General features: G+C 69.5%; 31 protein-coding genes and 2 pseudogenes. 12 read left to right on the top strand and 21 right to left on the bottom strand.

Annotated elements, in window-relative coordinates; genetic code table 11:
• The 4 genes and pseudogenes from AB1285_RS17585 to AB1285_RS17600 form a co-directional block, all read right to left on the bottom strand.
• Positions 1-499 (bottom strand): NAD(P)-binding domain-containing protein (locus AB1285_RS17585; RefSeq protein ID WP_429977560.1); only part of this gene is annotated, 499 nt, incomplete at its 3' end.
• Positions 496-1,162 (bottom strand): annotated as a pseudogene (locus AB1285_RS17590) (DsbA family protein). The gene AB1285_RS17585 and the pseudogene AB1285_RS17590, both read right to left, overlap by 4 nt.
• Before the next feature lie 71 nt (positions 1,163-1,233).
• Positions 1,234-1,764: a hypothetical protein gene (locus AB1285_RS17595; protein WP_151460098.1), complete on the bottom strand. Its 531-nt coding sequence runs from the start codon at positions 1,762-1,764 to the stop codon at positions 1,234-1,236.
• 59 nt (positions 1,765-1,823) lie between these two features.
• Positions 1,824-2,780 carry an acyltransferase family protein gene (locus AB1285_RS17600; RefSeq protein WP_017201918.1) on the bottom strand — a complete coding sequence of 319 codons (957 nt, stop codon included), beginning with the start codon at positions 2,778-2,780 and terminating at the stop codon, positions 1,824-1,826.
• 129 nt (positions 2,781-2,909) lie between these two features.
• On the opposite strand from AB1285_RS17600, the gene cmtR reads away from it, so the two are divergent.
• Genes cmtR through AB1285_RS17620 form a run of 4 tightly spaced genes read left to right on the top strand, consistent with a single transcriptional unit; the run spans position 2,910 to position 6,314 of the window.
• A complete protein-coding gene (cmtR, locus tag AB1285_RS17605; RefSeq protein WP_017201917.1) occupies positions 2,910-3,269 on the top strand; it encodes a Cd(II)/Pb(II)-sensing metalloregulatory transcriptional regulator CmtR in 360 nt (119 codons plus the stop codon).
• Entirely contained in the window at positions 3,266-5,176 is a 1,911-nt protein-coding gene (locus tag AB1285_RS17610) for a heavy metal translocating P-type ATPase (RefSeq protein WP_040568236.1), read from the top strand. Before cmtR ends, AB1285_RS17610 begins: the two co-directional genes overlap by 4 nt.
• Positions 5,176-5,784 (top strand): cadmium resistance transporter, encoded by a 609-nt coding sequence (locus AB1285_RS17615; RefSeq protein ID WP_017201915.1) that lies wholly within the window; start codon positions 5,176-5,178, stop codon positions 5,782-5,784. The genes AB1285_RS17610 and AB1285_RS17615 overlap by 1 nt, the downstream gene beginning before the upstream one ends.
• Entirely contained in the window at positions 5,781-6,314 is a 534-nt protein-coding gene (locus AB1285_RS17620) for a signal peptidase II (RefSeq protein ID WP_029264099.1), read from the top strand. The genes AB1285_RS17615 and AB1285_RS17620 overlap by 4 nt, the downstream gene beginning before the upstream one ends.
• Before the next feature lie 228 nt (positions 6,315-6,542).
• Here the strand turns inward: AB1285_RS17620 and AB1285_RS17625 are convergent, their stop codons facing one another.
• Positions 6,543-6,854 carry a hypothetical protein gene (locus tag AB1285_RS17625; RefSeq protein WP_029153956.1) on the bottom strand — a complete coding sequence of 104 codons (312 nt, stop codon included), beginning with the start codon at positions 6,852-6,854 and terminating at the stop codon, positions 6,543-6,545.
• Positions 6,855-7,313: 459 nt separating this feature from the next.
• Between AB1285_RS17625 and AB1285_RS17630 the strand changes: the two genes are divergently transcribed.
• The 3 genes from AB1285_RS17630 (at position 7,314) to AB1285_RS17640 (ending at position 10,145) form a co-directional block, all read left to right on the top strand.
• Positions 7,314-7,718 carry an ArsR/SmtB family transcription factor gene (locus tag AB1285_RS17630; RefSeq protein WP_370428076.1) on the top strand — a complete coding sequence of 135 codons (405 nt, stop codon included), beginning with the start codon at positions 7,314-7,316 and terminating at the stop codon, positions 7,716-7,718.
• A gap of 1 nt (position 7,719) precedes the next feature.
• On the top strand, positions 7,720-8,697 hold the full coding sequence (locus AB1285_RS17635; protein WP_259951878.1) for an SRPBCC family protein: 978 nt from the start codon (positions 7,720-7,722) through the stop codon (positions 8,695-8,697).
• A gap of 95 nt (positions 8,698-8,792) precedes the next feature.
• Positions 8,793-10,145 carry a flavin monoamine oxidase family protein gene (locus AB1285_RS17640; protein ID WP_370428075.1) on the top strand — a complete coding sequence of 451 codons (1,353 nt, stop codon included), beginning with the start codon at positions 8,793-8,795 and terminating at the stop codon, positions 10,143-10,145.
• Here AB1285_RS17640 and AB1285_RS17645 read toward each other — a convergent pair.
• The 7 genes from AB1285_RS17645 to AB1285_RS17675 all read right to left on the bottom strand — a co-directional run bounded on the left by AB1285_RS17645 (position 10,136) and on the right by AB1285_RS17675 (position 14,242).
• The gene (locus AB1285_RS17645) at positions 10,136-10,834 is read right to left on the bottom strand and encodes a Pr6Pr family membrane protein (protein WP_370428074.1); all 699 of its coding nucleotides are present in this window, start codon (positions 10,832-10,834) and stop codon (positions 10,136-10,138) included. The two genes, AB1285_RS17640 and AB1285_RS17645, sit on opposite strands and share 10 nt — an antisense overlap.
• 139 nt (positions 10,835-10,973) lie before the next feature.
• Complete coding sequence (locus AB1285_RS17650) at positions 10,974-11,360, bottom strand: DoxX family protein (protein ID WP_187663012.1); 387 nt, start codon at positions 11,358-11,360, stop codon at positions 10,974-10,976.
• Positions 11,361-11,388: 28 nt separating this feature from the next.
• Positions 11,389-12,147 carry a ribonuclease H family protein gene (locus tag AB1285_RS17655; protein ID WP_370428073.1) on the bottom strand — a complete coding sequence of 253 codons (759 nt, stop codon included), beginning with the start codon at positions 12,145-12,147 and terminating at the stop codon, positions 11,389-11,391.
• Positions 12,148-12,249: 102 nt separating this feature from the next.
• Positions 12,250-12,471, bottom strand: coding sequence for a hypothetical protein (locus tag AB1285_RS17660; protein ID WP_268777427.1), 222 nt, complete (start codon positions 12,469-12,471; stop codon positions 12,250-12,252).
• Positions 12,472-12,575: 104 nt separating this feature from the next.
• On the bottom strand, positions 12,576-12,887 hold the full coding sequence (locus tag AB1285_RS17665) for a protealysin inhibitor emfourin (RefSeq protein ID WP_187663015.1): 312 nt from the start codon (positions 12,885-12,887) through the stop codon (positions 12,576-12,578).
• On the bottom strand, positions 12,862-13,932 hold the full coding sequence (locus tag AB1285_RS17670) for a M4 family metallopeptidase (protein WP_268777426.1): 1,071 nt from the start codon (positions 13,930-13,932) through the stop codon (positions 12,862-12,864). Before AB1285_RS17670 ends, AB1285_RS17665 begins: the two co-directional genes overlap by 26 nt.
• A 94-nt stretch (positions 13,933-14,026) precedes the next feature.
• Complete coding sequence (locus AB1285_RS17675; protein WP_187663017.1) at positions 14,027-14,242, bottom strand: hypothetical protein; 216 nt, start codon at positions 14,240-14,242, stop codon at positions 14,027-14,029.
• A 93-nt stretch (positions 14,243-14,335) separates the two neighbouring features.
• On the opposite strand from AB1285_RS17675, the gene AB1285_RS17680 reads away from it, so the two are divergent.
• Entirely contained in the window at positions 14,336-15,853 is a 1,518-nt protein-coding gene (locus AB1285_RS17680) for an SDR family NAD(P)-dependent oxidoreductase (RefSeq protein WP_187663018.1), read from the top strand.
• A gap of 82 nt (positions 15,854-15,935) precedes the next feature.
• Here AB1285_RS17680 and AB1285_RS17685 read toward each other — a convergent pair whose 3' ends face one another.
• Both AB1285_RS17685 and AB1285_RS17690 read right to left on the bottom strand, forming a co-directional pair.
• Entirely contained in the window at positions 15,936-17,009 is a 1,074-nt protein-coding gene (locus tag AB1285_RS17685) for a sensor histidine kinase (RefSeq protein ID WP_311198654.1), read from the bottom strand.
• A gap of 10 nt (positions 17,010-17,019) precedes the next feature.
• Positions 17,020-17,691: a response regulator transcription factor gene (locus AB1285_RS17690; protein WP_259951898.1), complete on the bottom strand. Its 672-nt coding sequence runs from the start codon at positions 17,689-17,691 to the stop codon at positions 17,020-17,022.
• A gap of 87 nt (positions 17,692-17,778) precedes the next feature.
• Here AB1285_RS17690 and AB1285_RS17695 point away from each other — a divergent pair, with 87 nt between their 5' ends.
• Genes AB1285_RS17695 through AB1285_RS17710 form a run of 4 tightly spaced genes read left to right on the top strand, consistent with a single transcriptional unit; the run spans position 17,779 to position 20,959 of the window.
• On the top strand, positions 17,779-18,462 hold the full coding sequence (locus AB1285_RS17695; protein WP_259951900.1) for a M15 family metallopeptidase: 684 nt from the start codon (positions 17,779-17,781) through the stop codon (positions 18,460-18,462).
• Positions 18,459-19,580 carry an alanine racemase gene (gene alr / locus AB1285_RS17700; RefSeq protein ID WP_370428072.1) on the top strand — a complete coding sequence of 374 codons (1,122 nt, stop codon included), beginning with the start codon at positions 18,459-18,461 and terminating at the stop codon, positions 19,578-19,580. Before AB1285_RS17695 ends, alr begins: the two co-directional genes overlap by 4 nt.
• Positions 19,577-20,527, top strand: coding sequence for a D-alanine--D-alanine ligase family protein (locus AB1285_RS17705; RefSeq protein WP_370428071.1), 951 nt, complete (start codon positions 19,577-19,579; stop codon positions 20,525-20,527). Before alr ends, AB1285_RS17705 begins: the two co-directional genes overlap by 4 nt.
• A gap of 42 nt (positions 20,528-20,569) precedes the next feature.
• Positions 20,570-20,959: a VOC family protein gene (locus tag AB1285_RS17710; protein ID WP_370428070.1), complete on the top strand. Its 390-nt coding sequence runs from the start codon at positions 20,570-20,572 to the stop codon at positions 20,957-20,959.
• A gap of 15 nt (positions 20,960-20,974) precedes the next feature.
• Here the strand turns inward: AB1285_RS17710 and AB1285_RS17715 are convergent, their stop codons facing one another.
• The 7 genes and pseudogenes from AB1285_RS17715 to AB1285_RS17745 form a co-directional block, all read right to left on the bottom strand.
• The gene (locus AB1285_RS17715) at positions 20,975-22,729 is read right to left on the bottom strand and encodes a DUF3516 domain-containing protein (protein WP_429977561.1); all 1,755 of its coding nucleotides are present in this window, start codon (positions 22,727-22,729) and stop codon (positions 20,975-20,977) included.
• Complete coding sequence (locus tag AB1285_RS17720) at positions 22,669-23,487, bottom strand: DEAD/DEAH box helicase (protein ID WP_429977566.1); 819 nt, start codon at positions 23,485-23,487, stop codon at positions 22,669-22,671. Before AB1285_RS17720 ends, AB1285_RS17715 begins: the two co-directional genes overlap by 61 nt.
• A 158-nt stretch (positions 23,488-23,645) precedes the next feature.
• Complete coding sequence (locus tag AB1285_RS17725; protein WP_429977562.1) at positions 23,646-24,092, bottom strand: hypothetical protein; 447 nt, start codon at positions 24,090-24,092, stop codon at positions 23,646-23,648.
• A gap of 98 nt (positions 24,093-24,190) precedes the next feature.
• Positions 24,191-24,412, bottom strand: a complete 222-nt coding sequence (locus AB1285_RS17730) for a hypothetical protein (protein ID WP_429977563.1) — start codon at positions 24,410-24,412, stop codon at positions 24,191-24,193.
• Between the two features lie 360 nt (positions 24,413-24,772).
• Positions 24,773-24,976 (bottom strand): hypothetical protein, encoded by a 204-nt coding sequence (locus AB1285_RS17735; protein ID WP_429977564.1) that lies wholly within the window; start codon positions 24,974-24,976, stop codon positions 24,773-24,775.
• A gap of 280 nt (positions 24,977-25,256) precedes the next feature.
• Positions 25,257-25,562 carry a hypothetical protein gene (locus tag AB1285_RS17740; protein ID WP_429977565.1) on the bottom strand — a complete coding sequence of 102 codons (306 nt, stop codon included), beginning with the start codon at positions 25,560-25,562 and terminating at the stop codon, positions 25,257-25,259.
• 200 nt (positions 25,563-25,762) lie between these two features.
• A pseudogene (locus AB1285_RS17745) lies at positions 25,763-25,942 on the bottom strand (purine-nucleoside phosphorylase); the annotation flags it as partial.
• Between the last annotated feature and the right edge of the window lies 1 nt (position 25,943).

Raw genomic sequence — 25,943 nt, forward strand, 5'->3', positions numbered from 1 at the left:
CGAGGTACTGGCTGGAATGCAGCACAACACCGGGCACTGCCAGTTCCTGGCGCCACCCCGGTATGCGCGGCACGGCGGCAGCTCCCGTTGCACAGACCACATTTCGTGTTTGCACTTCCCCGGCGGAGGTCGACAGATGCAGCGTGGATCCGTCGCCCAACCGGTTGACTCCAAGAGCTCGTGTGCTCCACACGGTCTTCACACCGATGGCTTTCTCCACCGAAGACAGATAGTCGGACATCTCATCCGCACTCGGATGACGATCTTCATCGCCCGGGAAAGGGAACCCGCGGACGACACTGTGGCGTGCCGCACTGCGCAGTTTCATCGACTGCCACCGTGTGGCCCAGCTTCGTTGACCGGGGGGTGCAGAATCGATGATCACGAAGTCTTTCTGTGGCTCAAGCCCGGAGGACCTGAGCGCGGCGGCTGTCGCCAATCCGGAATGCCCGGCGCCAACGATGATGACGCGACGGTGCGATAGCGAACGCGCCATCATTCAGCACCGTTCACCGCGGCTTCAATGCTGTCCTCCAGGTCGGTCCACGTTTCCAGCACGACAGGCTCTCCATCGATGAAGAACGAGGGGGTTACTGCTGACACCGAGCTGCTCACCCTCGTCGAGATCGAACTGGACCCGTTCTGCTGTCGCCGGATCAGCGACCGCATCATCGAACGCGGCCATGTCCAATCCGAGTTCCTCCGCAAACCCCCGGAACAGGTCCGCACGAGACTCTTGAGCCTCACCCCATTGAGGCTGCGTCTCGAACAGGCGGTGATACATGTCTTCCAGCCGCCCCTGCTGCGCTGCGGCTTCGGCAGCGATTGCGGCGTTCTTCGAGTTGAGGTGACCAGGCAGCGGGAAGTAGCGGATCACGTACGTGATCTCGCCATCGAACTTGCCGCGGAGATCCTCGACGAGGGGATAAAACGCACCGCAGGCCTCGCACTCGAAATCGAGGAATTCGACAACCGTCACCGCCCCTTCCCCTCCGTCATCGAGGACATGCGAGTTCTCACGGACGACCTGTGGACCGTCAGCGGTCCCCGTCTCGGGTGCGGCAGCTCGATTCTGATTGACAAGGACGAAGACCAGCGCGACGACCAGCAACACCACGGCGAGAGCAACGGTGACAAGTACCGCTTTCACGGAAGATTTCATAGACACTCCAAACACACACAACGAACGAGGGCGACCAGTGGAGCGCCATCGAAGAGATGGCGCCGCCAGAGTCAGGTCCGCGACAGAGAAAGCTGTGTGAGAGAAGGAGGCAATGCGAACAGGCGCCCCGTCATGGCCGCCAGTGATGGTGCGCGCGGCAAACGTTCGCGAATGTGAGAACCGGGGACGTGCCGGCGGAAGGTCCGCGTGACGATGAGCACCAAGAAGCAGCAGATGATACCCAAGAGGCACCCGGCAACACCGATCACGATGTCGTTTGCGGTATCCCCGGTCACGAATTGTTCGGCGGTCGCGCCGACAACGCTTTCACCGGAACCAGCGGAGTCCTGGCCGACAGAAGGCGTCCCTAGTGACGACGAGGATGTCGTGCTCAGATACGGAGTCGTATCTGTCACGTCACGATGGCCGCCCGGCCATGCTCCGACAACGAGAAGAAGCGCCAGCCCGAGGGCTGTAATGATCTTCGTTATCAGGAACTCGTCGGCTCGGCTAACGCATTTGTGAGCGCGACCGTGGACGACCATGACCTCAGGATGATACCAGCCCCACCAATCAAGTCTTCTTGCGAACCCGTGAGCCACGCGCCCGTTCTACGGGCGAAGCGAGAAAGCCTTGGGACGTCGTCCGCTGAGCCAGCCCATCACCCATCAACTGGACCAGTTCCAACAAACCGCCACCACACCCAACCCGCCCCGATCATGCCCGGAACGATCACCAGCCATCCCAAGTAGAAGTTCTCGGCAGGGCGGCCATACGCGTTACTCCAGAGTGCGATGAGACCGCCGTGCAGCAAGTACAGGGACAACGCCACCTGACCGCACGCGCACAGGGGAACAAAGACAGCACCCCAAAAACGCTCTGCATGCTCCCGCCTCACCGTAGCCCCCAGCACAACGCAGACGTAGACGGCGAACACCAAGCCAATATCCCTCAGAGAGTCCAGGTAGTCCCCCGATAACACCGTGCCGAAGCGCTGCCCGAAACCCCAGGCAAGATACGCCAACAGCGCCACAGCCGCCATGATCCACAACAAGCGATCGCGTTTCAAGCCGTGACGGATCAACAGGGCACCGATGAGGAACACCGGCAACAGGTTGACCACCCGATACTGAGGGCCCAGGAACATCCAGGTCGTGACCTCACGCACGGGCGGCGGCGCGGTGTAGACCCAAATCCAGGTGCGTGCGACGCTCAGCAATGGCTGACTGGCCAGGACAAGGACCGCTGTCGCGGCGATCACGACCGAGCTGCGCAGGAGTAGAAGGGGCGCGCCGAGGATGATGAGCAGCCCGAGATAGCTCAGGATGACCGCCAGCCAGGAGCCCCACGTGGCCATCCACACACCCAGGACGATGAGGAACAGGCCACGCAGAGCCTGTTGCAGCAACGTCACCCCCGCAGCGCCGCCGCGTCTCCACACAAGCTCCGCCGACATGCCCATGACGAGTGCGAAGAGCGGCGACGCGACACTACTGAAGTTCGCCGTGACGAATTGCACCGCCCACGGTGCGTTCGGCACGAACGGAGCAGCGTGCGCGATGAGCATCGCGACAATCGCGAACCCACGGAGCGCGTCCGGAACCAGAAGACGGCTCATGTCAGAGACGCGTCGAGCTCGCCTGTGCATTCTGGGCGGCAGCGTTCTTTCGGGCTCGAAGACCATGCCCTGAGGGCATTGGCTTGACCGCATAGGAAATAGGTCAGCGGAGACTGTATAGTTCAGCTTATGCTGACCATTGCTTCTCGTCTCGACGTCATGAACCGGCTCGGCCGCGCCATGGCTGATCCTACGCGTTCTCGGATTCTCATGACTCTGCTCGGTGGCCCGAGCTACCCCGCAGTCCTGTCCCGTGAGCTAGAGCTGACGCGCTCCAACGTGTCGAACCATCTCACCTGCCTGCGTGACTGCGGGATCGTTGTCGCCGAGCCTGAGGGCCGGCAAACCCGCTACGAGATCGCCGACCCTCATCTCGCCGCGGCCCTCCTCGCGCTTGTGGATGTGACGCTGGCTGTGGACGAGCACGCGCCGTGTGTGGACTCGGCCTGCACGGTGCCGGGCTGCTGCGGAGCAGGGGCTGACGCGTGAGCGCGGCGTGCGGCTGCGAGCACGAGTCCGCCGCCCCGGCGGGAGAGGAACACGAAGAGGCTGAGCGGCCGTGGTGGAGGGACCGCGGGATCATGGTGCCGGTCCTTTCCGGCGTTGCGTTCCTCGTCGGCCTGATCCTCGAGTGGTCCGGCCTCGAGATTCCGGCGCTCGTGCTGTTCTGGGCCGGTCTGCTGCTGGGTGCGTCGACGTTCACGCCTGGCGCGATACGAAAGCTGTTCAAGGGCAAGCTCGGCATCGGACTGCTGATGACCATCAGCGCCATCGGTGCAGTCGTCCTCGGATACGTCGAGGAGGCCGCGGCTCTGGCGTTCCTGTACTCGATCGCTGAGGCGCTCGAAGACAAGGCGATGGACCGGGCCCGCGGGGGGCTACGGGCGCTCCTGAAGCTCGTCCCGGAAACAGCGACCGTGCTGCAGGGCGGCAACGCTGTGCAGGTGCAAGCGAGAGAGCTTATGGTCGGTCAGGTCATGGTGGTCCGCCCGGGCGAGCGGATCGCAACGGATGGGATCGTCCGCTCCGGTCGCTCCAGCCTGGACACCTCGGCGATCACTGGGGAGTCGATCCCGGTCGAGGTCCAGCCTGGCGATGTTGTGTCGGCCGGCGCGATCAACAGCGCCGGCGCGCTGGAGGTCGAAACGACGGCTGCGGGCACCGACAACTCGCTCACCACGATCGTCGAACTGGTAGAGAAAGCACAGACCGAGAAGGGCGAGCGTGCTCGTCTCGCGGACAGGATCGCCCGCCCGCTGGTGCCCGGCGTGCTGATCCTCGCAGCGCTTGTCGCGATCATCGGTTCGCTGCTGGGCGACCCCGAGGTGTGGATCACCCGCGCGCTCGTCGTGCTCGTCGCGGCCTCCCCGTGTGCGCTGGCGATCTCGGTGCCGCTGACGGTCGTCGCTGCGATCGGTGCGGCGAGCAAGTTCGGTGTGATCATCAAGTCCGGCGCCGTTTTCGAGCGCTTCGGGACGGTCCGGCACGTCGCCGTCGACAAGACCGGAACCCTCACCCGCAACGAGCCCGTGGTCACCGCCGTGCTCACCACGAACGGTGTAACCGAGGTCCAGGCGTTGGCGTGGGCGGCTGCCCTGGAGCAGCACAGCACACATCCTCTTGCCTCAGCAATCACCGCCGCAGCCTCGGGGACACCGGCAGCTGCAGATGTGACCGAGCAGGCCGGCCACGGTATTGACGGCACCGTCGACGGATCGAGAATCACCGTCGGCAGTCCCCGCTGGCTGGACGCCGGCGACCTCGTCGAGCGGGTCGCAACGCTGGAAGAGCAGGGCATGACCGTCGTCATCGTGCACCGCGACGGGTCACCGGTCGCCGCGATCGGCGTCCGTGACGAGCTGCGCCCTGAAGTCTCTGACGTAGTCCGGACACTCACCGGCCAGGGCGTCGGCGTGACGATGCTCACCGGCGACAACGCCCGGACCGCTCGTGCTCTGGCTGCGCAGGCCGGGATCAGCGCCGTGCGAGCGGAGCTGCGCCCGGAGGACAAGGCGACCGCGATCGCAGAACTGTCGAAGGCAGGACCGGTCGCGATGATCGGCGACGGCATCAACGATGCCCCGGCCCTCGCTAGCGCAGACGTCGGCATCGCGATGGGCGCGACAGGCTCCGACGCAGCGATCGAATCCGCCGACGTGGCCTTCACCGGCCATGATCTGCGCCTCATCCCGCGGGCGTTCGATCACGCCCGGCGCGGTCGACGGATCATCAACCAGAACATCATCCTGTCGCTGCTGATCATCACCGCCCTGCTCCCGCTCGCGCTCTTCGGCGTCCTGGGGCTCGCGGCTGTCGTCCTGGTCCACGAGGTCGCGGAGGTCATCGTGATCCTCAACGGCCTGCGTGCCGCCCGCACGCCACGACTGGAAAGCTGATGCTCGCCACCATCGGTTCAGCGATCGGCCTTTTTGCGGCGACGAACATCGACGACATCGTCGTGCTCACCGTGCTGTTCCTCGCCTCCAGTCGAGGGAAACCCCGCCCGTGGCAGATCATCGCAGGCCAGTATCTCGGGTTCATCACCCTGGTCGTGATCAGTGTGATAGCCGCGCTCGGGCTCACGATCGTTCCGGACGAATGGGTCGGGTTCCTGGGTCTGATCCCGCTCGGCATCGGCGTGTGGACGCTCATTCGCGGCTTGCGCCGCAACGGCGACAATGACGACGACGACTCCAAGATCACCGCGGTCGGACTATGGGGCGTCGCAGGGATCACGATCGCCAACGGGGCCGACAATATCTCCCTCTACACGCCAATCTTCCGCACCAGCACCCCAGTCGACGTCGCGATCATGATCGTCGTGTTCCTCATCCTCGTCGCGGTCTGGTGCGCGGCCGGCCGGCTGATCGGCACCAACAAGGCTGTTACCGAGGGGCTGGAGCGCGTCGAGCACTGGCTCGTACCGGCCGTGTTCATCGGCCTGGGCCTGTTCATCCTGATCGAATCTGGGGTCATCGTCCGTCTGATCGAGGTGCTCGCATGACCTCCTCCCAGTCAGAGGCTCATCCGCCCGCTGCGCGCAAGCTGTCGTCGACCCGGCGGCGGCAGCTCACTGGTGGAGCGCTCTTGATCGCCGTGGTCGTCGTGCTGATCGATCAGGGAACCAAGGTGTGGGCCGAAGCGACCCTCACCGACCGTGAGCGCATCCCGCTGATCGGTGACCTGCTGGGTTTGCAGCTCGCCTATAACCCCGGAGCGGCATTCTCCTTCGGGGAAGGCTTCACCTGGGTGTTCGCGCTGCTCGCTGTCGCCGCCACGGTCACAGCGATCGTGTTCGCGTTCCGAGTGCAACGCGTGAGATGGGCGATCGTCATCGGCGCGCTCGGCGGCGCTTCCGCCTCACACGCAGGCGACCGCCTTTTCCGGGACCCCGGATTCGCCCGTGGTCACGTCGTGGACTTCCTCGCCTACGGAAACTGGTTCATCGGCAACATCGCCGACATCGTAATCTTCGCCGCAGCGATCACCGGAGCAGTTTTCATGATCCGCGCCGGGGATGAGAGCACCGAGTGAGATCCGTTGTGCGGTGGTGGGACACCCATCAACTCGCCCTCTACATCGGCGCGATCGCCGTGGGCAGCCGTTGAGTGAGTTCACGCTTAGGCAGGCGGGCGGTCGCGATGTAGGCGCAGAGCCACCCACCAGCCGCATCGTCGACAGATGAAAGCGCGATCGTCTCCGAGTGCGTGCAGCTTCTTGCGTGGCAGATGTCGCCCGCAGCACGTGCACGCAACGTCCTCGTCAGTCGCCATGAGCGGAGAGCGCCTCTCGAATCTGTTCAACCGTTGGCATCCCGGCCAGCCCAGCAGGGGTGCTGTAAATACGGCAGGCGAGGTCATTGCTTCGCCCCGACCCCGGAAAGAGATCGTTGCCATCCAGGGTGATCGTGGGGGAGCCCGCGAACGAGACTGCGCCCGCGTCCTCCTCCGTCCGGATGAGTCGGTAGTGAACCTCCGATTCGTCGTGGCCTGTTTCTCGTAGCGCCTCAGAAACACGACGGCCAGCCTCAACCCAGCTGGGGCAACCGGCGATATAAAGCAGCTCAATCTCCACGACTCAATCATCCTCGACTTCGCTGTTGATGTCGTGCCCGGGCTACCACCGAAAACGATCGTTTGCGGCCGGGCACCCGTGGTGGTGCTGGGGAAGTGCGACACGCCGAGCGTCGCCCCGCCGTAACCCCCTGCCGAAACGTTAGGGCGCCGAAACGGGTGGTGTATGGGTTTCGGCGCAGGTTCTGCCGACCGCCAACCATCCGTATTCGGGGTCTGGATGTGCGCGCGTTTTGACCGTCGTCCTGCATGAGTCGGCCTGACGATCTGACTTTCCTCGCGACCGCAGCTGGCTTCATTGCCACTCCGAAGGGAGGCGGCCCCCAGCACTCTGCTTTAGATCGGACTTAGTCCGATCTCGCCGCGGGTAGTCCGGTGTAAAGCCGTTAGTCCGATCCAAAGGCGGAAATCACAGGAAAGCTCTTGACACGCTCCCGACCCGGGTTTAACGTACAACCAAATGGTTGCACAAACGGAGTTGAGCGAAGCGGAGGTCGACCGTGTGTTCCACGCACTGGCGACGTCGACCCGGCGGGACATCCTGCGCCGGACGATCGAGCGGGAGCAGTCCGTCTCGACCCTCGCCTCCGAGTACGAGATGTCGTTCGCCGCGGTCCAGAAGCACGTGGCCGTGCTCGAGGCGGCGAGCCTCATCGTCAAGCGCGCCGAGGGACGCGAGCGGCTCGTCCGCGCGAACCCCGAGATGATCGCCCGCGCCAGGGCGCTCCTCGCCCGATACGAAGAGCTGTGGCGGTCGCGCATCGCCCGGCTCGACGATCTCCTGGCCGAGCCGTCCCCGCCCGCGGGGAAGCCGGCCCCCACCGGCCCCACCAGCAGTCAACGCACCGAATCGCAAGGAGACTGACATGCCTGTCACGGACATCATCACGGATGCCGAGAACCTCACCATGACCGTCGTCGCCGACCTCGCCGCGCCCGTCGAGCGCGTCTGGGCCGCCTACACCGACCCGCAGCAGCTCGAGCGGTTCTGGGGTCCTCCCGGCTGGCCGGCCACCTTCACCCGGTGGGACCACACCGTCGGAGGCCGAGCCGTCTACACGATGAACGGTCCCCGCGGGGAGAAGGCCTCCGGCACGTGGGAGTTCCTGGAGATCGACGCGCCGCGCAGCTTCACGGTGCTCGACTCGTTCGCCGACGAGGACGGCACGCCGGACGCGAACCTCCCCTCCATGCGCATGACGTTCACGTTCGAGCCGACGGCCGAGGGCACGCGCATGGTCAACACGAGCCACTTCACGTCCGCCGAGGCGCTCGAGCAGGTCGTCGCGATGGGCGCCGTGGAGGGCACCCGGATGGCCATGGCCCAGCTCGACGCCGTGCTGCAGGACCTCCGCGACTACGCGCAGGGCAAGGGCACGCGGGTGGAGCTGCTGGACGACACGCACGTGCGCATCACCCGCCTCGTCGAGGGTCCGCGCGAGCTGGTGTGGCGCGCCCACTTCGAGCCCGAGCTCATCCGGCAGTGGATGCTCGGCCCGGACGGGTGGGAGATGACCGAGTGCGTGTCGGCGACCGAGGTCGGCCAGTCGTACCGGAACTCCTGGGCGCCCGTGGGCGACACGGAGGGTGAGCCGTTCGGATTCGAGGGGGAGGCGCTGCTGATCGACGCCCCGAAGCGCGCCGTCACCACCGAGCGGATGCAGGGCATGCCGACCGAGACGCTCAATGACCTCAACCTCTACGAGGAGGACGGCGCGACCCTCGTGACGGTGCTCATCGAGTACCCCGACAAGGAGACGCGGGACATGATCCTCGCCACCGGCATGGCCGACGGCATGGAGGCCTCGTTCGCGCGGCTGGAGCGGGAGCTGCTGTCCGTCTGACACCCAGGCACTCGCGCCGGAACAGGCGGTTCTCGTGGAGAGCCGCCTGTTCCGGCGCTTCTGCCTGTGCGAAAGCGGGATAAAGTGGCGGCACGATGAGGATCACGCGCCGTACCCTGCTCCTCGGCGCCGGTGCCGGTGCCGTCTCGGTGCTTCTCGCCTCCTGCACGCCGGAGCCGGAACCGACGCCGACCCCCACTCGCACGCGCGAACCGGAGCCGCCGCCCGGTGTCCCCGCTCCGAGCGGCAGTATCCGCAGCACCTGGACCACCGACCCGTTCGCCGGGGGCGCCGCGAGCTTCACTCCCGTGGGGGTGCTCGCGGCGACCCGCACGGCGCTCGCGCAGCCCGTCGACGACCGGCTCTTCTTCGCGGGCGAGGCGACCGACGACGAGGCGCCGGGTACCGTCCGCGGCGCCCTGCGGTCGGGCCGCCGTGCTGCTCGGGAGCTCACCGTCGCCGCGGAGGACGGCGAGCGGGTGGCCGTGATCGGCGCCGGGATCGCCGGGGCGACCGCCGCGGCGCAGCTCGCGGAGGACGGCCTGCAGGTGACGGTGTTCGAAGCGCGCGACCGCGTCGGCGGTCGGATCCTCTCCCGCACGGGCGACGACTGGCCGGTTCCGGTGCAGCTCGGCGCGTGGCTGTTCGGCGACGCCGACGCGGAGCTTCTCGATGCGATCGATGAGGGGGACATGGAGCTCGTCGACCTCGACGGGGCGCGGTGGCGCTCCGCCGAGGGCGACGTCGACCCCGTGGATCCGCAGCCGGTGGAGGCCGCGGTGACCACGGCGCAGTCCGCCCCGCAGGACTCCTCGGTGGCGGACGCCCTGGTGGCGGCCGGCATCGACCCGGAGGATCCCGCGACCGCCGCCCTCCTCGCGCTCCTCGCCGCACGCACGGGCGCCGACGCCGCCGACCTGTCGAGCTGGTTCGCCCCGCCGCTCCCGGACGCAGCGCTGCAGGGCGTCGGCGACGATCTGACCCCGTTCATCGAGAGCACCTTGGACGGGGTGAAGGTCGGGCTGAGCTCCCCGGTCACCCGTCTCGCGTGGGACGACACCGGCGTGAGCGTGCGCCTCGGCACCGGCGAGGCCCTCTCCTTCGACCGGGTGCTGCTGACGGTGCCGCTCGGGGTGCTGCAGGAGCAGGCCATCGAGTTCGATCCGCCGCTGCCGTTCGACAACCGCGGCGCCGTGTCCGCGCTCGGCATGGGTGCGATCGAGACGGTCTGGCTGCGGTGGGACGAGCCGTTCTGGGACGGCGACGAGGCGATCTGGCACGCGGTCGGCGAGGACATCGCGATCCCCACGTGGATCAACCTCCGCCCCTCGACCGGCGAGAACGTGCTCGTCGGGATCGTGGGCGGTGCGGCCGCGCGGGAGTTCGCGGAGCTCGGGGAGGCCGAGGCCGTCGAGGCGGCGCTCGGGTCGCTGGCGCTCTACGCCTGAACCGTCTCACGTGCGGCCTCGGCCGGGGCGCTGTCCTCGGGCGGCGGCTCCGTACGAGCGCGGTCCCACGGGTCCGGCAGGCGGCTGATGAGCACGAGCGCGGTCGCCACGGCGGCGAAGACGGCCAGCGCGATCGCGCAGGAGACCGTGAACTCGACGGGACCGCTCACCTGCCGCGGGTCGAGGAAGTAGTACGGGTACCAGCCGATCAGCGGTCCGCGGATGAGTGTCGCGACGCCCCACAGAACCGGGTACGCCAGGGTCACCGGGATCACCCGCCACGGCACCGCCCGATGCCCGGGGGCCAGGGCCCAGGCCGCGACGGTCACCGCGGGCAGCCAGAAGTGCAGCACCTGATCCGACCACGGCACGTCGATGCGGATCCCCCGGACTCCGGCCTGCCAGACCAGGATCGCGAACACGAGTCCGGCGGTGATGGTCCAGGTGAGCACGAGCGCGAGCGCCACGGTGAGCCACCGCGGATCGCGGGCTCTCCGCAGCGCGAGGACTCCGGCGATGGTCAGGAGGACGACGAAGGCGATGTTCGACTGATTGGTCAGATACGCGAAGAAGTTCTGGCTCGCGATGGTGTTCGACGCGAGTCCCCACGCGAGGCGGTGGATCAGCGCGATGAGGCAGACGGCGGCGGCGGTGAGCCGGAGCAGGCCGAAGACGGTGCGCTTGTTCACCGTCGCCTCGTCCTTTCCGCCATCCGCCGAGTCTACGGAGCCGACCCGGGGTGACGCCGCATCAGGCCCCCGCGCGGGTTCAGGCGCGGGTGAGTGTGGGGGCCGGTTCTCGCGGGAACGTTTGTTCTCGCGGGGTCGGTCAGCGCCGCGGGGCGCGCGTGGACCACAGAGCCAGCGCGATGAGGGCCGGCTGGAAGAACAGACGCACGAAGCGCTTCATATCGGTGTCGAGGCCGAAGCCGTCGCGATGATGCATCCACTGGGCCACGTTGCCGGGGAACACCGCGGCGAAGAAGAGAGCGGCGACGGTGCCGACCGAGCGACGGCGGCGACGGGCGAGAAGGAGAGCGGAGCCGAGTGCGACCTCGGCGACGCCGGACGCGAGCACCGTGGTGTCCGGATCGAGCGGCAGCGATTCCGGCACCTGCGCCTGGAACTCCCCTCGGGCGAACGTGAGGTGGGAGACGCCGGCGAACACGAGCGAGGCGCCGAGGAAGATCCGGCCGATGGTGCGGGGAGTCGACATGGTGCGAGTGTACGCCCCGCGCTCTCCGTCAGATCAGGCGGCGGAGCGCTTCTTCCAGGGTGATGCCCTGCGCTTCGGCGCGGTCCCGGAGGCGGGCGTGCTCGTCGGGGGACAGCGGGACCTGGAGCACGATGGGGTCGTCCTGGGCGAGGTCGAGTCCGTCGAGGAGGTCTGAGGTCTCGGCCCACAGCGGCTGGGCGAAGTCCGCCTCCGCGACGGGCGTCGTGGTGCGGGATGAGGGTGCCGTGGAGGAGGATGCCGGGGCTTCCGTAGCGGCAGCGGCGACCGGCGCGGAGGCGGCGACGGCGGCTCCGGCATCGGTCGCGCGGGTGAACCCGGGGCCTCGACGCGGCTCCTGCTTCTGCTGATAGGCCTTGGCGGCGGCGTTCGCGCGCTCGTCGGCGGCTTCGTTCAGTGGGTGCCCGGCGTGGCCCTTGACCCAGGAGAACTCGACGTCGCGACCGCGCAGGGCCTCGTCGATCCCCTCGAGGAGGTCGCGGTTCAGCACGGGCCCGCCGTCGGACTTCCGCCATCCGCGGCGCTTCCAGCCCGGCATCCACTTCGTCACGGAGTCGATCACGTAACGGCTGTCGCACTCGATCAGCAGCTTCTCGTCGGTGCCGGCCGTCGCCCGGAGCAGTTCGAGGACGGCGCGGAGCTCGCCCTGGTTGTTCGTGCCGTGCGGGGAGCCGCCGGCCGCCCAGTTCGCGTCGTCGATGTACCAGGCCCAGCCGTTCGGGCCGGGGTTGCCCAGGGCGGAGCCGTCTGCGGCGGCGGTGATGGTCATCCGTCCACCGTATCGCTGGCCGCGGACGCACTTTCGCGCCGCGGTCGCACGGATTCCCGCGGAACCTGCGACGGGAGTGGGAGAGTGCGACGCCGTGCGGGGTCAGTCCTCGGGGTCGGCGTTCTCGGTGCTCTCGGCCTCGGGAGCGGGCGGGGCGACCGGGAACACGATCGAGCTCACCGAGGAGGGGGTGTCGAGGCCGAGGGTCAGCGGGTCGAGCGCCGGCGCGGCGTCGAGCGTGTCTGCGGGCGAGCTCTCGAGAGGTTCAGAGGGGAGTCCCCACTGCTTCTCTTCTTCCTCGGGTCGCTGCTGGAAGAGTCCCATGTGTCCATTGTCACCCCCCGGGCGGCGCGGGGTCGCGGTTTCCCACCGAGGTCGCAGGGATCCGTGGGTTCCTGTGACGGGAGTGCGACTCTGCGACCGCGGGCTCACGCGTCGCGAGCGGCCTCCCGCACGGCATCGACGAGGGCGCGCCACGGACCGTCCACGGCGGAGTCGGGCAGCTCCCGCTCCCGGCGCTCGGAGGGGGTGCGGGCGCGGATGCTCCACACGAACCGGTCGGCCCCCGGCTCCGTGTCGACGTCGTCGTCCCAGGGGCAGCTGTCGATGAGGCCGATCCACTCCTCGGCGTCCGGCGGCTCGGCCTCCACGCGCCACTGGCGACGGATGCCGGCGAGCCCTCCCGAGCGCACGACGGCGATGACGACGGGGGCGTCAGGCGGCGTCGGGTCCTCGGTCATCCTCATAGACTCCCACGGTCGTCCAGGCACGTCGAGCCGCGGCGACCGTCTCCTGATCGACCGTGGCCGCTGCGGCGACCGTGGCGTCGGCGAAGTCCGTGAAGTTCGCGGTGCTCGACAGGCCGCCGGTGAGCGCCCGGTACCAGACCGTGCCGGCGCGCTCCCAGGCGTTGCCGCCGAGGTCGAGGGCGAAGAGGGCGAAGGCGCGGTTCGGGATGCCGGAGTTGATGTGCACGCCTCCGTTGTCCTCGGTCGTGCGCACGAACCCGCTCATGTGGTCGGGCTGCGGGTCTTTCCCGAGTTCGTCGTCGTCGTAGGCCGTGCCCGGCGCGATCATGGAGCGCAGAGCCGACCCCTCCACGGCGTCGGTGAAGATCTCCGCCCCGATGAGCCAGCTCGCCTGGTCGGTGGACTGCCCCAGCGCGTACTGCTCGGTGAGGGCGCCGAACACGTCGGCGACGGACTCGTTCAGTGCGCCCGGCTGGCCCTGATACTCCAGGTTCGCCGTGTGCTGCACGACGCCGTGGGCGAGCTCATGCCCGATCACGGTGAGCGATCCGGTGAAGTGCTGGAACACCTCGCCGTCGCCGTCGCCGAACACCATGCGCTCGCCGTCCCAGAACGCGTTGTCGTAGTCGACGCCGTAATGGACGGTCGCGTCGAGGGGAGCGCCGGCGTCGTCGAGCGAGTTGCGGCCGAACGCGGAGAGCAGCATCTCGAACGTCGCGCCCAGGCCGTCGAACGCCTCGTTGACGGCGGTGTCGGCGACCGGCTCGTCGTCTTCCGTGCGGACCACGGCCCCCGGGAGCTGCTGCGTGTTGCCGGCGTCGCTGATCGTGCGGTTCGGCGCATCGGAGAGCTGCGCGACGAGGTCGCCGTTCTCGTCGATGGAGAGGTCGATGCGGGCGCGGAAGGGCGGGCGCCCGGCGGTGAGCGTCTGCCGGGCGGCGGCCGCGGCCTTGGGGAAGCGACCCGACTCGGCCAGGCGCGCGAGCAGGTAGGAGGGGACGACGCCGGGGTGCGGGAAGGATTCTGCGCTGCTCATGCGTCGACCCTACGCCGGGGATCGGACAGAGCAGGAGACCCGCTGCCGTTCCTCGAGGACGGCGGGAGCCATGGCAGCGGTGGCCGCGCGAGTGCTAGTCGCCGGATTCGCCAGGGGAGGCGCCGGGTCGGCGACGTGCCCCGACGATGAGCAGCACGATTCCCAGCACCGCCAGCAGGATGTTCACGCCGAGGTACACGGCGCCGTCGGCGCCGCCCGCCCGGACGACCGAGAAGGATGCGACCGTCCCGATGACGGCGAGAGCGAGGCACACGAAAGCGACGATCCTCAGCGTGCCGGCCTTCCTCATCTCATCCCTTCCGTCCGGACCCAGCGTAGCCGCGCGGCGCCCGGCACCCCACACGGCAGGAGACCCCGAGGACTGTCGCGTAAAATCGGCCCAATGACCGACGCGCCCGACGCCACTCCCGACCTGGGCCCCGGCATCGACCCCGACGACCTCGCCACGACGCTGCGCGTCCTCGCCGAGCTGCACACGATCGACAACGAGCACCCCGACTTCGTGGCCGTGCGCCACGCGACCGCGGCGATGTTCAAGGCGGTCAAGCGCGTGCGGCGCAAGGAGATCCGGGACGCGATCGCCGAGGCGGACAAGGCCGTCGTCGCCCGCACCGCCACCGGCGCTCCCGACCGCATCGACGACGAGACGCGCGGCAACGATCTCGCCACGAGCGTGGTGGACGCGCCCATCGCCGGCGAGCTCCTCAAACCCCGCAACTGCTACATCTGCAAGCAGCCGTACACGCTCGTCGACGCGTTCTACCACCAGCTCTGCCCTGACTGCGCGCGCTTCAGTCACGGCAAGCGCACCGCCCGCACGGACCTCACCGGCAAGCGCGCTCTGCTCACCGGCGGCCGCGCGAAGATCGGCATGCACATCGCGCTGCGCCTCCTCCGCGACGGCGCGCACACCACGATCACCACCCGGTTCCCGCGCGACGCGGTGCGCCGGTTCTCGGCCCTGCCGGATGCGGGCGACTGGCTGCACCGGCTGCGCGTGGTCGGCATCGACCTCCGCGACCCGGCCCAGGTGATCGGGCTCGCCGACTCGGTCGCCGCGCAGGGGCCCCTCGACATCCTCATCAACAACGCCGCCCAGACGGTCCGCCGCTCGCCGGGAGCCTATTCGCTGCTCGCCGACGCGGAGCTCCAGCCGCTGCCGGACGGGCCGCTGCCGGAGATGGAGACCTTCGGGCACACCGTCGACCCGCACCCGCAGGCGCTGCAGGCCTCGGTCGATTCGCACCCGCTGCTGTCGGTGGCCGCGCTCGGGGGCACGGTCGCGGAGCAGGGGGGACAGGCGCTCACCGCGGAAGACCTCGCACGGCTCGCGATGGCACCGGGCTCGTCCTCGCTGGAGAAGCACGCGGACGGCACGGCGATCGACGCGGGCGGACTCGTGCCGGACGTGAACCGCGTCAACAGCTGGGTGCAGTCCGTGGATCAGGTCGATCCGCTGGAGATGCTCGAGGTGCAGCTCGCCAACACGACCGCGCCGTTCCTGCTCATCAGCCGGCTGCGGGCGTCGATGGCCGCGTCGCCGTCGCGCCGGAAGTACGTCGTGAACGTCTCCGCGATGGAGGGGCAGTTCTCCCGGCGTTACAAGGGTCCAGGCCACCCGCACACGAACATGGCGAAGGCCGCGCTGAACATGCTGACCCGTACGAGCGCGGGGGAGATGCTGGAGACGGACGGCATCCTCATGACCGCCGTCGACACCGGCTGGATCACCGACGAGCGCCCGCACTACACGAAGGTCCGGCTCGCGGAGGAGGGCTTCCACGCCCCGCTCGACCTGGTCGACGGCGCCGCCCGCGTGTACGACCCGATCGTGCGCGGCGAGGCCGGCGAGGACATCCACGGCGTCTTCCTCAAGGACTACGAGCCCAGCCCCTGGTGACGCCCGTTCGACTCCGTTCGAATCGCCTGAATGGTTCTATCCGGAGCCGAAACAGGGCGAATCGCGCGATTCGAAAGCCGGGTCAGCCGGGATAGGGGTGCGGGAACCAGACGGTCACGATGAGGCCGCCGCCGGTGCGGGGGGTCAGCACGAGGGTGCCGCCGTGTGTCTGGGTGATGCGCTGGACGATCGCGAGGCCGAGGCCCACCCCGGCGTGCTCCGCTCCCCGCGTGCGCTCGGTGCCGCGCTGGAAGGGTTCGACGAGCGTGGCGACCTGGGAGGCGGGGAGCTCCGCACCGGTGTTCTCCACGACGAGGGCCACCGCGTCCGGGAGGGAGTGCGTGCGCACCGCGACGGAGCCGCCGCCGTCGCCCCGGTTGTGGACGATCGCGTTGGCGACGAGGTTCATGACGAGTTGCGGCAGCAGGGCGGAGGAGCCGAGCACGGTCGCCGGGACACCGGAGACCTCAACCTCGACCCCGCGGCGGTCGGCGAGCGGGAGGAGGGCCTCGACGGACTCCTCGGCCAGGAGCGACAGGTCGACGAGCGTCCGCGAGAAGGTGCGCTGATCCGCCCTGCTCAGCAGCAGCAGCGCCTCGGTGAGGTCGATCGCCCGCGTGTTCACCTCGCGGAGCCGGTCGATGAGGGCGTCGACGTCCCGGTCGGGATCGGTGCGGGCCACGTCGAGGAGCGTCTGCGAGATGGCCAAGGGGGTCCGCAGCTCGTGCGAGGCGTTCGCGGCGAAGCGCTGCTGCTCGGAGACGTGCGCCTCCAGCTGCTCCAGCATGGTGTCGAAGACGTCGGCGAGGTCGCGGAACTCGTCGCTCGGGCCCTCCATGCGGATCCGGTGCGACAGCGAGCCCTGGGCCGCGAGCCGGGCCGCGTCGCCGATGCGGTCGAGCGGGGCCAGCATCCGGCCGGCGAGCAGCCACCCGCCGCCGAGACCGATCGCGAGCAGGGCGACCATCACCATCGCGGCGACGGGTACGAACGCCCGGATCAGGTCCGAGCGGTTGGGGACGAAGAACTCGACGACGGGGATCTGCACATCCGGGACGTACCGCAGGAGGTAGAGCGCCACGGCGCCGAGCAGCAGGAGGCCGGAGACGACGACGATGCCCGCGTAACTCAGCGTCAGCTTGAGGCGGACGCTCATCCCGCGCCGCCTACGCATCCGGGTCGGCCCCGATCCGGTAGCCGACGCCGGGCACCGTGAGGATCAGCCACGGCTCGCCGAGGCGCTTGCGCAGCGAGGAGACGGTGATGCGGACGGCGTTCGTGAACGGGTCGGCGTTCTCGTCCCACGCCCGTTCCAGCAGCTCCTCGGCGCTGACCACACCGCCCTCGGCGTCGACGAGCACCTCCAGCACGGCGAACTGCTTGCGGGTGAGGGCGACGTACCGGCCGTCGCGGTAGACCTCGCGGCGGAACGGGTCGAGACGAAGACCGGCGATCTCCAGCACCGGCGGTCGCGCGCGCTGGCGGCGGCGATCGAGGGCGCGCAGCCGCAGCACCAGCTCCCGCAGCTCGAACGGCTTGGTGAGGTAGTCGTCGGCGCCGAGCTCGAACCCGGAGGCCTTGTCGTCCAGCCGGTCGGCGGCCGTGAGCATGAGGATGGGGATGCCGCTGCCCGAGGCGACGATCCAGCGCGCGATGTCATCGCCGGACGGCCCCGGCACGTCGCGGTCGAGGATCGCGATGTCGTACGCGTTGATGCTCAGGAGCTCGAGCGCGGTGTCGCCGTCGCCGGCGATGTCGGCCGCGATCGCCTCGAGCCGCAGCCCGTCGCGGACCGCCTCGGCGAGGTAGGGCTCGTCCTCGACGATCAGCACACGCATGGCAGCGATCCTACGCAGTGCGGCATATCGGCGGTGTATGGAAAACGCCATACGCCCTGGCAACCGCGTCCTCTCTTCACTGGAAGCATGAACGACCTCCACACCCCCCGAGCCGTCCGGGCACGGCGCCGTCGGCGGATCGCCACCACGGCCTCCGTGCTGGCACTCGCCGTGGTCGCCGCCGTCGCCGTGCAGCAGTCGCTCTCGGCCGCGTTCGCCGAGACCGCCCCGATCGTCACGCCCGCCACCACCGGCTCCTCCGGCTCCGACACCGATCCGCATCCGCCGACCACCGGATCGGTGCTCGCCCCGAGCGAGGCGGACGGCGTGATCCGCGACGGCGATCAGCCGACGGTCTTCGACGTCGACAGGATCGCCGTCGGCAACCTCGACCCCGCGCTGCTCGACGCCCTCCAGCGTGCCGCCTCCGATGCCGAGGCCGACGGGGTCACCTTCGTCGTGAACAGCGGATGGCGGTCGGCCACGCTGCAGGAGCAGCTGCTCCGCGACGCCATCGACGACTACGGCTCGGAGGAGGAGGCGCGCCGTTGGGTGGCGACCGCCGAGACCTCGGCGCACGTCTCCGGCGACGCGGTCGACCTCGGTCCGCTCCCCACCCTCGACTGGCTCGCCCAGCGCGGCTGGCGCTACGGGCTCTGCCAGACCTACGCCAACGAGTCCTGGCACTACGAGCTGCGACCGGAGGCTGTCGAGGACGGCTGCCCCGCACAGTACGCCGATGCCACCGAAGACCCGAGGATGCAGCGATGACCGCGGTGCTCCCGGAGGGGGCGACCCTGTCCCGCCTGCACGCACCGACCCTGTCCACCCTTCCGGGTGCCGTCGCCGAGAACCTCCGCCGCGTGCGGGCCGCCGCTGCGGTTCCCGTCATGGCCGTGGTCAAGGCCGACGCCTACGGTCACGGCATGGTGGCGGTGGCGACCGCCGCCGTGGCCGCGGGAGCCGAGTGGCTCGGGGTCACCGACGTCGCCGAGGGGGTCGCGCTGCGCGACGCCGGCCTGCGCGTGCCGATCCTCGCCTGGCTACATCCGGCGGGCATCGACGCGCCGCTCGCGGCCGCTGCGCGGGTCGACGTGGCCGTGGGCTCCGTCGAGGAGCTGCGCCAGCTCGCGGCCGATGCCACAGCTTCCGTGCGGGTGCACCTGCACCTCGACACCGGGATGGCGCGCGGAGGGTGCCCCGTGGAGGACTGGGACACTCTGCTGCGCACGGCGAGGGCGGCCCGCGGACGGATCGATGTCGTCGGGGTGATGGGGCACCTCCCCTGCGCGGACGCCGCGGATCCGCGGGCGAACGCGGCCGCGGTGCTGCGGATGCGCCAGGGGAGGGACGCGGTCCTGCGCGCCGGGTTCGGACCGCTGCTCGTGCACCTCGCGGCGACGTCGGGGGCTCTCACGGACCCCGCCACGCACTTCGACATGGTGCGGGTGGGGGCCGCCCTCGTGGGGATCGACCCGTCCGAGACGGTGTCGTTGGTCGGGGCCTCCCGGTTCACCGCGCCCGTGGTGCACAGCGCCGCCGTGCCGGCCGGAACCGTCGTGGGCTACGGGGGCACGCACACGACGGCGACGGCCACGCACCTGAGCGTCGTGGGCGTCGGGTACGCGGACGGCATCCCGCGGGAGGTCGGGCCGGGTGCGGGGGTGGAGATCGGAGGGGAACGGCACCTCATCGTCGGGAGGGTGTCGATGGATCAGATCGTCGTCGACACCGGGGGGAGGGCGCTCCCGCGGGGAGCGGTCGCGTCGGTGTTCGGGCCGGACGGCGGCGCGGTGCCGTCGGTGCAGGACTGGGCACGGTGGGCGGGCACGATCCCGCACACCATCGTCACGGGCATCGGCCCGCGAGTGAGGAGGAGCGTCGCATGACGAAGCAGGTCCTGGTCATCGGAGGGGGACAGAACCCGGAGCACGAGGTGTCGCTCGCGTCGGCCGCGGCGGTCGCTGCGGCGCTGCGGCTGGGCGGACACAGCGTCACGGCCGTGACGATCGATCGCGACGGCGTCTGGCGGACGGACGGCATCCCGCCCGGCGTGAGTCCGGCGGCATCGTTGCAGCAGGCCCTGCCGCTGCTCGCGGCGAGCGACGTCGTGTTCCCGGCCGTGCACGGGGCGCTCGGGGAGGACGGCGCCCTCGCGGCGCTGTGCGCGCTCGCCGGGGTCCCCGTGGTCGGATCCGCGCTGGGGGCGGGGGCGATCGGCATGGACAAATGGGCCACGAAGCTGGTGGCCCAGGCCGTGGGGCTGCGGACCGCCAGGGGGCGACTGGTCGCCGCGGAGGACATCGGCGATGTGGAGTTCGACGGCGCGGTCGTGGTCAAGCCGGTCACGGCCGGCTCAAGCCACGGCGTGAGCCTGGTGACGGAGGAGGGCGACCTGCTCACGGCGCTGCGGGGGGCAGCGCGGTTCGACCGGCGGATCCTGGTCGAGGAGGTCGTGCATGCACGGGAGATCGACGTCGCCGTGCTGCGGGAGAAGGGCGGGGTGCGGTGGGCCGCCCCGCCCCTGGAGATCCACGCGCCCGGGCTCTTCGACACCGCGACGAAGTACGACGGCACGGCCCGCTTCACGGTTCCCGCGCAGCTCGATACAGCCGCCACGACGGCGCTCAAGCGCGCGGCGATCGCGATGTTCGATGCCCTGGGGTGCGACGGCGTCGCCCGGATGGACTTCTTCCTCACGGACGAGGGCCCTGTGCTCAACGAGGTGAACACGATGCCGGGGCTGACCGCCGCCTCCCAGGTGCCGCGGATGTTCGCGGCGGCCGGGGTGGACTACGTCGACCTCGTGGGCAGGCTCGTCCGAGCGGCCGTGTGAGAGGGGCTCGACACGGCGCGTGCGGAGGCGGATGCTGGGGGCATGGCAGCCTTCACAGCGGAGAACGCGTTCAGCGGTTTCAGCGTCGACGACATCGACGCGGCGAAAGAGTTCTACGGCACGACCCTCGGGCTCGACGTCGAGGTCAACGCGATGGGATTCCTCGATCTGCGCCTGGCCCGCGGCGGGTCGATCCTCGTCTACGCGAAACCGAACCACACCCCGGCGAGCTTCACGGTCCTGAACTTCCCGGTGGCGGACGTCGACGCCGCGGTCGAGGAGCTCAACGAGCGCGGCGTGCAGACGAAGATCTACGGCGACGACGAGTTCCCGTCGGACTCCCGCGGCATCGTCCGCGGGAACGGGCAGGGGCCGGACATCGCGTGGTTCCGCGACCCGGCGGGGAACGTGCTCGCTGTCATGCAGGCCTGACGGGGCCCGCATCGCTCACAGCCGGTCGACCGCCGTCACCGTGACGACCGCCTCGCCCGCTTCGTCGGACGCGGCGAGGTCGACGGTGGCGCTGATGCCCCAGTCGTGGTCGCCGGCGGGGTCGTCGATGATCTGCCGCGCCGTCCAGGCGGTCGGACCCTCGGTGAGCAGCAGCATGCGGGAGCTGCGGGCGTCCGGTCCGGTGCCGATGTCGTCGTGCTCGGCGAAGTACGCATCCAGCGCGGCCGACCAGGCGGCGGCGCCGAACGACGGGTCGAGCTCGGCCAGCGCATCCACGTCCTCACGCGCGGCGAGCTGCACGCGCCGGAAGAGTTCGTTGCGGACGAGCGTGCGGAAGGCGCGGGTGTTGCTCGTGAGGCGCTTCGGTGCGGGCGGGACGATCGGCTCGTCGGTCTCGCCGCGGGCGGCGGTCCCTGCGGTCAGCTCGCTCCACTCGTCGAGCAGGCTGGAGTCGATCTGGCGCACGAGCTCGCCGAGCCAGGCGATGAGGTCGTGGAGGTCCTCGTCCTTCCGCTCCTCGGGGATCGTCTGGGAGGCGGCGCGGTACGCGTCCGACAGGTACCGCAGGACGACGCCCTCGGAGCGGGCGATCTTGTAGAACGCGACGTACTCGCCGAACGACATGGCCCGCTCGTACATGTCACGGACGACGGACTTCGGGTGCAGGGCGAAGTCCCGGATCCACGGTTGCGCAGCGCTGAACGTCTCGAAGGCGGCGTCGAGGAGCTCCTCCAGGGGCTTCGGGTACGTGATCCCTTCGAGGAGCTCCATGCGCTCGTCGTACTCGATGCCCTCGCGCTTCATCGCGGCGACCGCCTCGCCCCGCGCGAGGAACTCCTGCTGGCTGAGTACGGCGCGCGGATCGTCCAGCGTCGCCTCGACGATCGAGATCATGTCCAGCGCGTACGACCCCGTCCCCACCTGGGTCCCTGAGCCTTCCTGGGCCCCTGAGCCTGTCGAAGGGTGGGTCCCTGAGCCTTCCTGGGTCCCTGAGCCTGTCGAAGGGTGGGTCCCTGAGCCTTCCTGGGTCCCTGAGCCCGTCGAAGGGTCCAGCAGATCGAACGCCGCGAGGGCGAAGGGGGACAGCGGCTGGTTGAGCGCGGAAGTTGGGCTGCAGGTCGACCGTGAGCCTGACCCCCTTCGGTGCTCCGGGCACGCCCGTGTCGAACGTCTCCACGACGCCGATTCCCGGAGCGTCCGGAAGATCGCGAGGGCGCGGAGGGCGAGCGCACGCTGCCGGGCGCGCGGCTCATGGTTGTCGAAGACGAGCCGGCGGACGTTCCCGAACACATCATCGCCCCGGGCGATGACGTTGAGCAGCATCGCGCTGGTGATCTGCATGTGCGAGGTCAGGGTCTCCGGCGTCGCATCGATGAGCTTCCGGAACGACGGCTCTCCCACGACACGAACCCGTCCGGGGCCTTCTTGCGGATGATCTTCCGCTTCTTCTTCGGGTCGTCGCCGGCCTTGCGGATCGCGGCGAGGTTCTCCGTCTCGTGCTCGGGCGCCTGGGCGACGACGGTACCAGCGGTGTCGTAGCCGGCGGCGTCCGGCCCGCCCCGCGATCTGATGGAACTCCCGGGCGTTGAGCTGGCGCATCCGGGTGCCGTCGAACTTCGTCAGCGCGGTGAGCAGCACGGTCCGGATGGGGACGTTGATGCCCACGCCGAGCGTGTCGGTGCCGCAGATCACGCGCAGGAGACCGCGCTGGGCCAGCTGTTCGACGAGCCGGCGGTACTTCGGCAGCATGCGGCGTGGTGCACGCCGATGCCGGCCCGGAGGAAGCGGGAGAGCGTCTTGCCGACGCCGTCGTGAAGCGGAAGCCGCCGATGAGGGCGGCGATCTCGTCCCCGCTGCTCACGCGTCGCGACCTTCGTGCTCGACAGGGCCTGGGCCCGCTCCATGGCGGCCGCCTGCGAGAAGTGCACGATGTAGACCGGGCCTGTCCCGTGTTCAGCAGGTCGTCGATGGTCTCGTGGATGGGCGTCGTCTCGTAGAAGAAGTGCAGCGGGACCGGGCGCTCCACTCCGGTGACCGAGGCGGTCTCCCGTCCTGTGCGACGCGTCAGGTCGGCGGCGAGGGTGGTGACGTCGCCGAGGTGCGGACATCAGCACGAACTGGGCCTGGGGGAGCTCGAGGAGCGGCACCTGCCAGGCCCACCCGCGGTCCGGGTCGCCGTAGAAGTGGAACTCGTCCATGACGACGAGGCCGACGTCGGCGGCATCACCCTGCCGCAGCGCCAGGTTCGCGAGGATCTCGGCGGTGCAGCAGATGATGGGGGCGTCCGCGTTCACGGCGGAGTCTCCCGTCACCATGCCCACGTTCTCGGCGCCGAACACCTCTGCCAGCGCGAAGAACTTCTCGCTGACGAGGGCCTTGATCGGCGCCGTGTAGTAGCTGCGGCGGCCGCCGACCATCGCCGCGAAGTGGGCTCCGACCGCGACGAGCGACTTTCCGGTGCCCGTCGGCGTGGACAGGATGACGTTCGCGCCGGAGACGATCTCGATGAGCGCCTCGTCCTGCGCGGGGTTAGAGGCGGATACCGGTCGACTCCGCCCATTCCACGAACGTCAGGTAGACCGCGTCGGGGTCCGCCGCGTCTGGGAACGAGAGAGGGTTCGAGCCGCGGCGTGGGATTCATGGTGCTTCGATCATCCCATCTGCGTCATGTCGCCGATCCCGTGACCCCGAGCGCGGTGAGCAGCTCGTACGCCGTGGAGCGCGCGTGCACGATCACGGTCCCGAGCTGCGACGACGAGGCCGACACCGAGAGCAGGAGCTGGCCATACGGCGCGAGGAGGAAGCTCAGCAGGGCCATCTGGTTCTCTCCGATGGACAGCGACACGATGGCCGACAGGGTCGGCTCCGTCCCGCCGGCGATGATCTCGGCTTCGGCTCGCGCGACCCCGAACAGGGAGCCGTTCATCGCCGCGAGCTGCTCGCCGCCGTCCTGGTCGACGCCGAGCGAGGCGATGTGGAGGCCGTCGGCCGTGCCGAGGACCGCGGTCGTCAGCTCCGGGAAGCGCTCCTCCAACTGCTGCAGACGGGTCTGCGCCGACGGGCCGACGATGCGCGACCACAGGGCCCAGTTGCCGGCGACGTCGGGGTGCATGCGGGACGGATCGGGCGTCGCGGCGGCCGTCGTGCCGCCGGGCGGGTCCGGTCATGGCTTCTCCTCCGGAAGATCGAGAGCGGCGCCGGCGACACGCATCACGCTGTCGCGGTCGCGCGCGTCGGCCGCGAGGACGCGCGAGCGGGGATGCCGTGTCGCGCGAGGGGGGCGGCGAGCGCGCGCCGGATATCGCCGATCGCTCGTCCGGCGGTGTGGCTGACGGCGATCACGACGCGATGCTCCTCGCCCGCGAGAACGTCCAGCCACTCGTCGGCGTCGGCGACGAGGGTGTCGCGGTCGCCGCGCAGCCAGAGCAGCACCCGGGTGCCCGGGATCGAGACGCGCTGCCGTGCCGACGCAAAGCGCTGCTGCCCCGGGATGCCGATGAGCGCGATGGAGACCTCGGGCGTCGGCCGCCAGGTCCCGTAGTCGAGCCCGACGTCGTGGTGGTCTTGCCGTCACCGCTCGCGAACGACATCGCACGTCGGTGTCCACCGGCGCGACGTCGCTCAGAGCGCGGACCGCGGTCGTCTTGCCCGCGCCCACCGGACCGGCGAAGATCACCCGGTACCGCTGAGGCAGGTCGGTCCGTCGGCGTCGGGGGCGCCTCATCGTCCGCTCCCCGGGACCGGTCTTTCGCTGTCGCCCTCTCCCGAGGCCGCTCCCCACGGCCTCATGGATCACGCGCCGAGGGCGGCGACCCGGCGGTTCACCGAGGAGCGCAGCAGGGCGAGGTTCGTGGCCTGGCGATCGGCGGCCAGGTAGATGAACAGATCGTCGTCGAGCATCTTGAGCAGGTGCAGCTGCGTGTTCAGCGTCAGCAGCATGTCCTCGAGCTCGCCATCGATGCCGAGGGCATCGATCGTGCGCTTCTTGTTCTTCACGATCTCGCTGTTGAACGCGCTCGCGACCTCGAGGTCGAAGTCCGGACGGACGGAGCTCGAGGCGAGCAGGCAGCCCTGATTCCAGGTCGACGATCGACGCCCCGATGAATCCGTTGATGTCGCGCTCGATGTCCGCCAGAAGCGTGTTGAGCTGATCTTGCGTGGCCATGGTTCTCCCCAGTCGTCTTCATCGCGCGCAGCAGCGACCGCCCTGTGCGGTCGTCCCCGGCGCCGCGCGACCTGTGAAGTGTATAAACGTTACTCGACGAGGGGGCCAGTCTCAGACCGAGGTCGCTGCGCGGAGGGCGATGCGGACCATGTCGCCGAACGTCTGCTCGCGCTCCTGGGCCGTGGTCTCCCTCGCCGGGTGACGATGTGGTCGCTGACCGTGCAGATCGCGGAGGGCGCGGCGCCCGTGGAACGCGGCGAGCGTGTAGAGCCCTGCCGCCTCCATCTCGACGCCGAGGATGCCGTGCCGCACGAAGGGCTCCGTGAGCTCCGGCCGGGTGCTGTAGAACTGGTCGCTCGAGAACAGCGGCCCCACGTGCACCGTGGACGACACCGGCTCCGACTCGCTCGCCTCCACCGCCGCGCGCAGCAGGGCGAAGTCGGCGAGCGGGGCGTAAGTCGAGGCCGTGGAAGCGCACGCGGTTGATCCCGGAGTCGGTGCTCGCGCCGTTGGCGATGATGATGTCGCGGACCGCGAGCTTCTCGGTCAGCAGGCGCCGCAGATCCGACCCGGACGATCGTCTGCACGTCGTACTCCGTGAACAGTTCCGTCGCGTAGATCGCCATCGACGGCTGCCCCATCCCCGAGCCCTGGACGGAGACCCGATGCCCCTCCCAGGTGCCGGTGAAGCCCAGCATGCCGCGCGTCTCCGAGTACAGCTCGGCGTCGTCGAGGAAGGTCTCGGCGATCCACTTCGCCCGCAGCGGATCGCCGGGGAACAGGACGACGGGGGCGATC

The sequence above is a fragment of the Microbacterium sp. NRRL B-14842 genome (assembly GCF_050470785.1).

Bases quoted from the DNA above. Each gene is read 5' to 3' on its own strand.
- AB1285_RS17670 (WP_268777426.1), bottom strand. From the start codon at position 13,932: ATGAGCAGCGCAGAATCCTTCCCGCACCCCGGCGTCGTCCCCTCCTAC.
- AB1285_RS17660 (WP_268777427.1), bottom strand. From the start codon at position 12,471: ATGGGACTCTTCCAGCAGCGACCCGAGGAAGAAGAGAAGCAGTGGGGA.
- AB1285_RS17715 (WP_429977561.1), bottom strand. From the start codon at position 22,729: ATGCTGCCGAAGTACCGCCGGCTCGTCGAACAGCTGGCCCAGCGCGGT.
- AB1285_RS17650 (WP_187663012.1), bottom strand. From the start codon at position 11,360: ATGTCGACTCCCCGCACCATCGGCCGGATCTTCCTCGGCGCCTCGCTC.
- AB1285_RS17695 (WP_259951900.1), top strand. From the start codon at position 17,779: ATGAACGACCTCCACACCCCCCGAGCCGTCCGGGCACGGCGCCGTCGG.
- alr (WP_370428072.1), top strand. From the start codon at position 18,459: ATGACCGCGGTGCTCCCGGAGGGGGCGACCCTGTCCCGCCTGCACGCA.
- cmtR (WP_017201917.1), top strand. From the start codon at position 2,910: ATGCTGACCATTGCTTCTCGTCTCGACGTCATGAACCGGCTCGGCCGC.
- AB1285_RS17655 (WP_370428073.1), bottom strand. From the start codon at position 12,147: ATGACCATCACCGCCGCCGCAGACGGCTCCGCCCTGGGCAACCCCGGC.
- AB1285_RS17630 (WP_370428076.1), top strand. From the start codon at position 7,314: ATGGTTGCACAAACGGAGTTGAGCGAAGCGGAGGTCGACCGTGTGTTC.
- AB1285_RS17615 (WP_017201915.1), top strand. From the start codon at position 5,176: ATGCTCGCCACCATCGGTTCAGCGATCGGCCTTTTTGCGGCGACGAAC.
- AB1285_RS17685 (WP_311198654.1), bottom strand. From the start codon at position 17,009: ATGAGCGTCCGCCTCAAGCTGACGCTGAGTTACGCGGGCATCGTCGTC.
- AB1285_RS17705 (WP_370428071.1), top strand. From the start codon at position 19,577: ATGACGAAGCAGGTCCTGGTCATCGGAGGGGGACAGAACCCGGAGCAC.
- AB1285_RS17640 (WP_370428075.1), top strand. From the start codon at position 8,793: ATGAGGATCACGCGCCGTACCCTGCTCCTCGGCGCCGGTGCCGGTGCC.
- AB1285_RS17690 (WP_259951898.1), bottom strand. From the start codon at position 17,691: ATGCGTGTGCTGATCGTCGAGGACGAGCCCTACCTCGCCGAGGCGGTC.
- AB1285_RS17725 (WP_429977562.1), bottom strand. From the start codon at position 24,092: ATGCACCCCGACGTCGCCGGCAACTGGGCCCTGTGGTCGCGCATCGTC.
- AB1285_RS17665 (WP_187663015.1), bottom strand. From the start codon at position 12,887: ATGACCGAGGACCCGACGCCGCCTGACGCCCCCGTCGTCATCGCCGTC.
- AB1285_RS17710 (WP_370428070.1), top strand. From the start codon at position 20,570: ATGGCAGCCTTCACAGCGGAGAACGCGTTCAGCGGTTTCAGCGTCGAC.
- AB1285_RS17620 (WP_029264099.1), top strand. From the start codon at position 5,781: ATGACCTCCTCCCAGTCAGAGGCTCATCCGCCCGCTGCGCGCAAGCTG.
- AB1285_RS17680 (WP_187663018.1), top strand. From the start codon at position 14,336: ATGACCGACGCGCCCGACGCCACTCCCGACCTGGGCCCCGGCATCGAC.
- AB1285_RS17635 (WP_259951878.1), top strand. From the start codon at position 7,720: ATGCCTGTCACGGACATCATCACGGATGCCGAGAACCTCACCATGACC.
- AB1285_RS17600 (WP_017201918.1), bottom strand. From the start codon at position 2,780: ATGAGCCGTCTTCTGGTTCCGGACGCGCTCCGTGGGTTCGCGATTGTC.
- AB1285_RS17675 (WP_187663017.1), bottom strand. From the start codon at position 14,242: ATGAGGAAGGCCGGCACGCTGAGGATCGTCGCTTTCGTGTGCCTCGCT.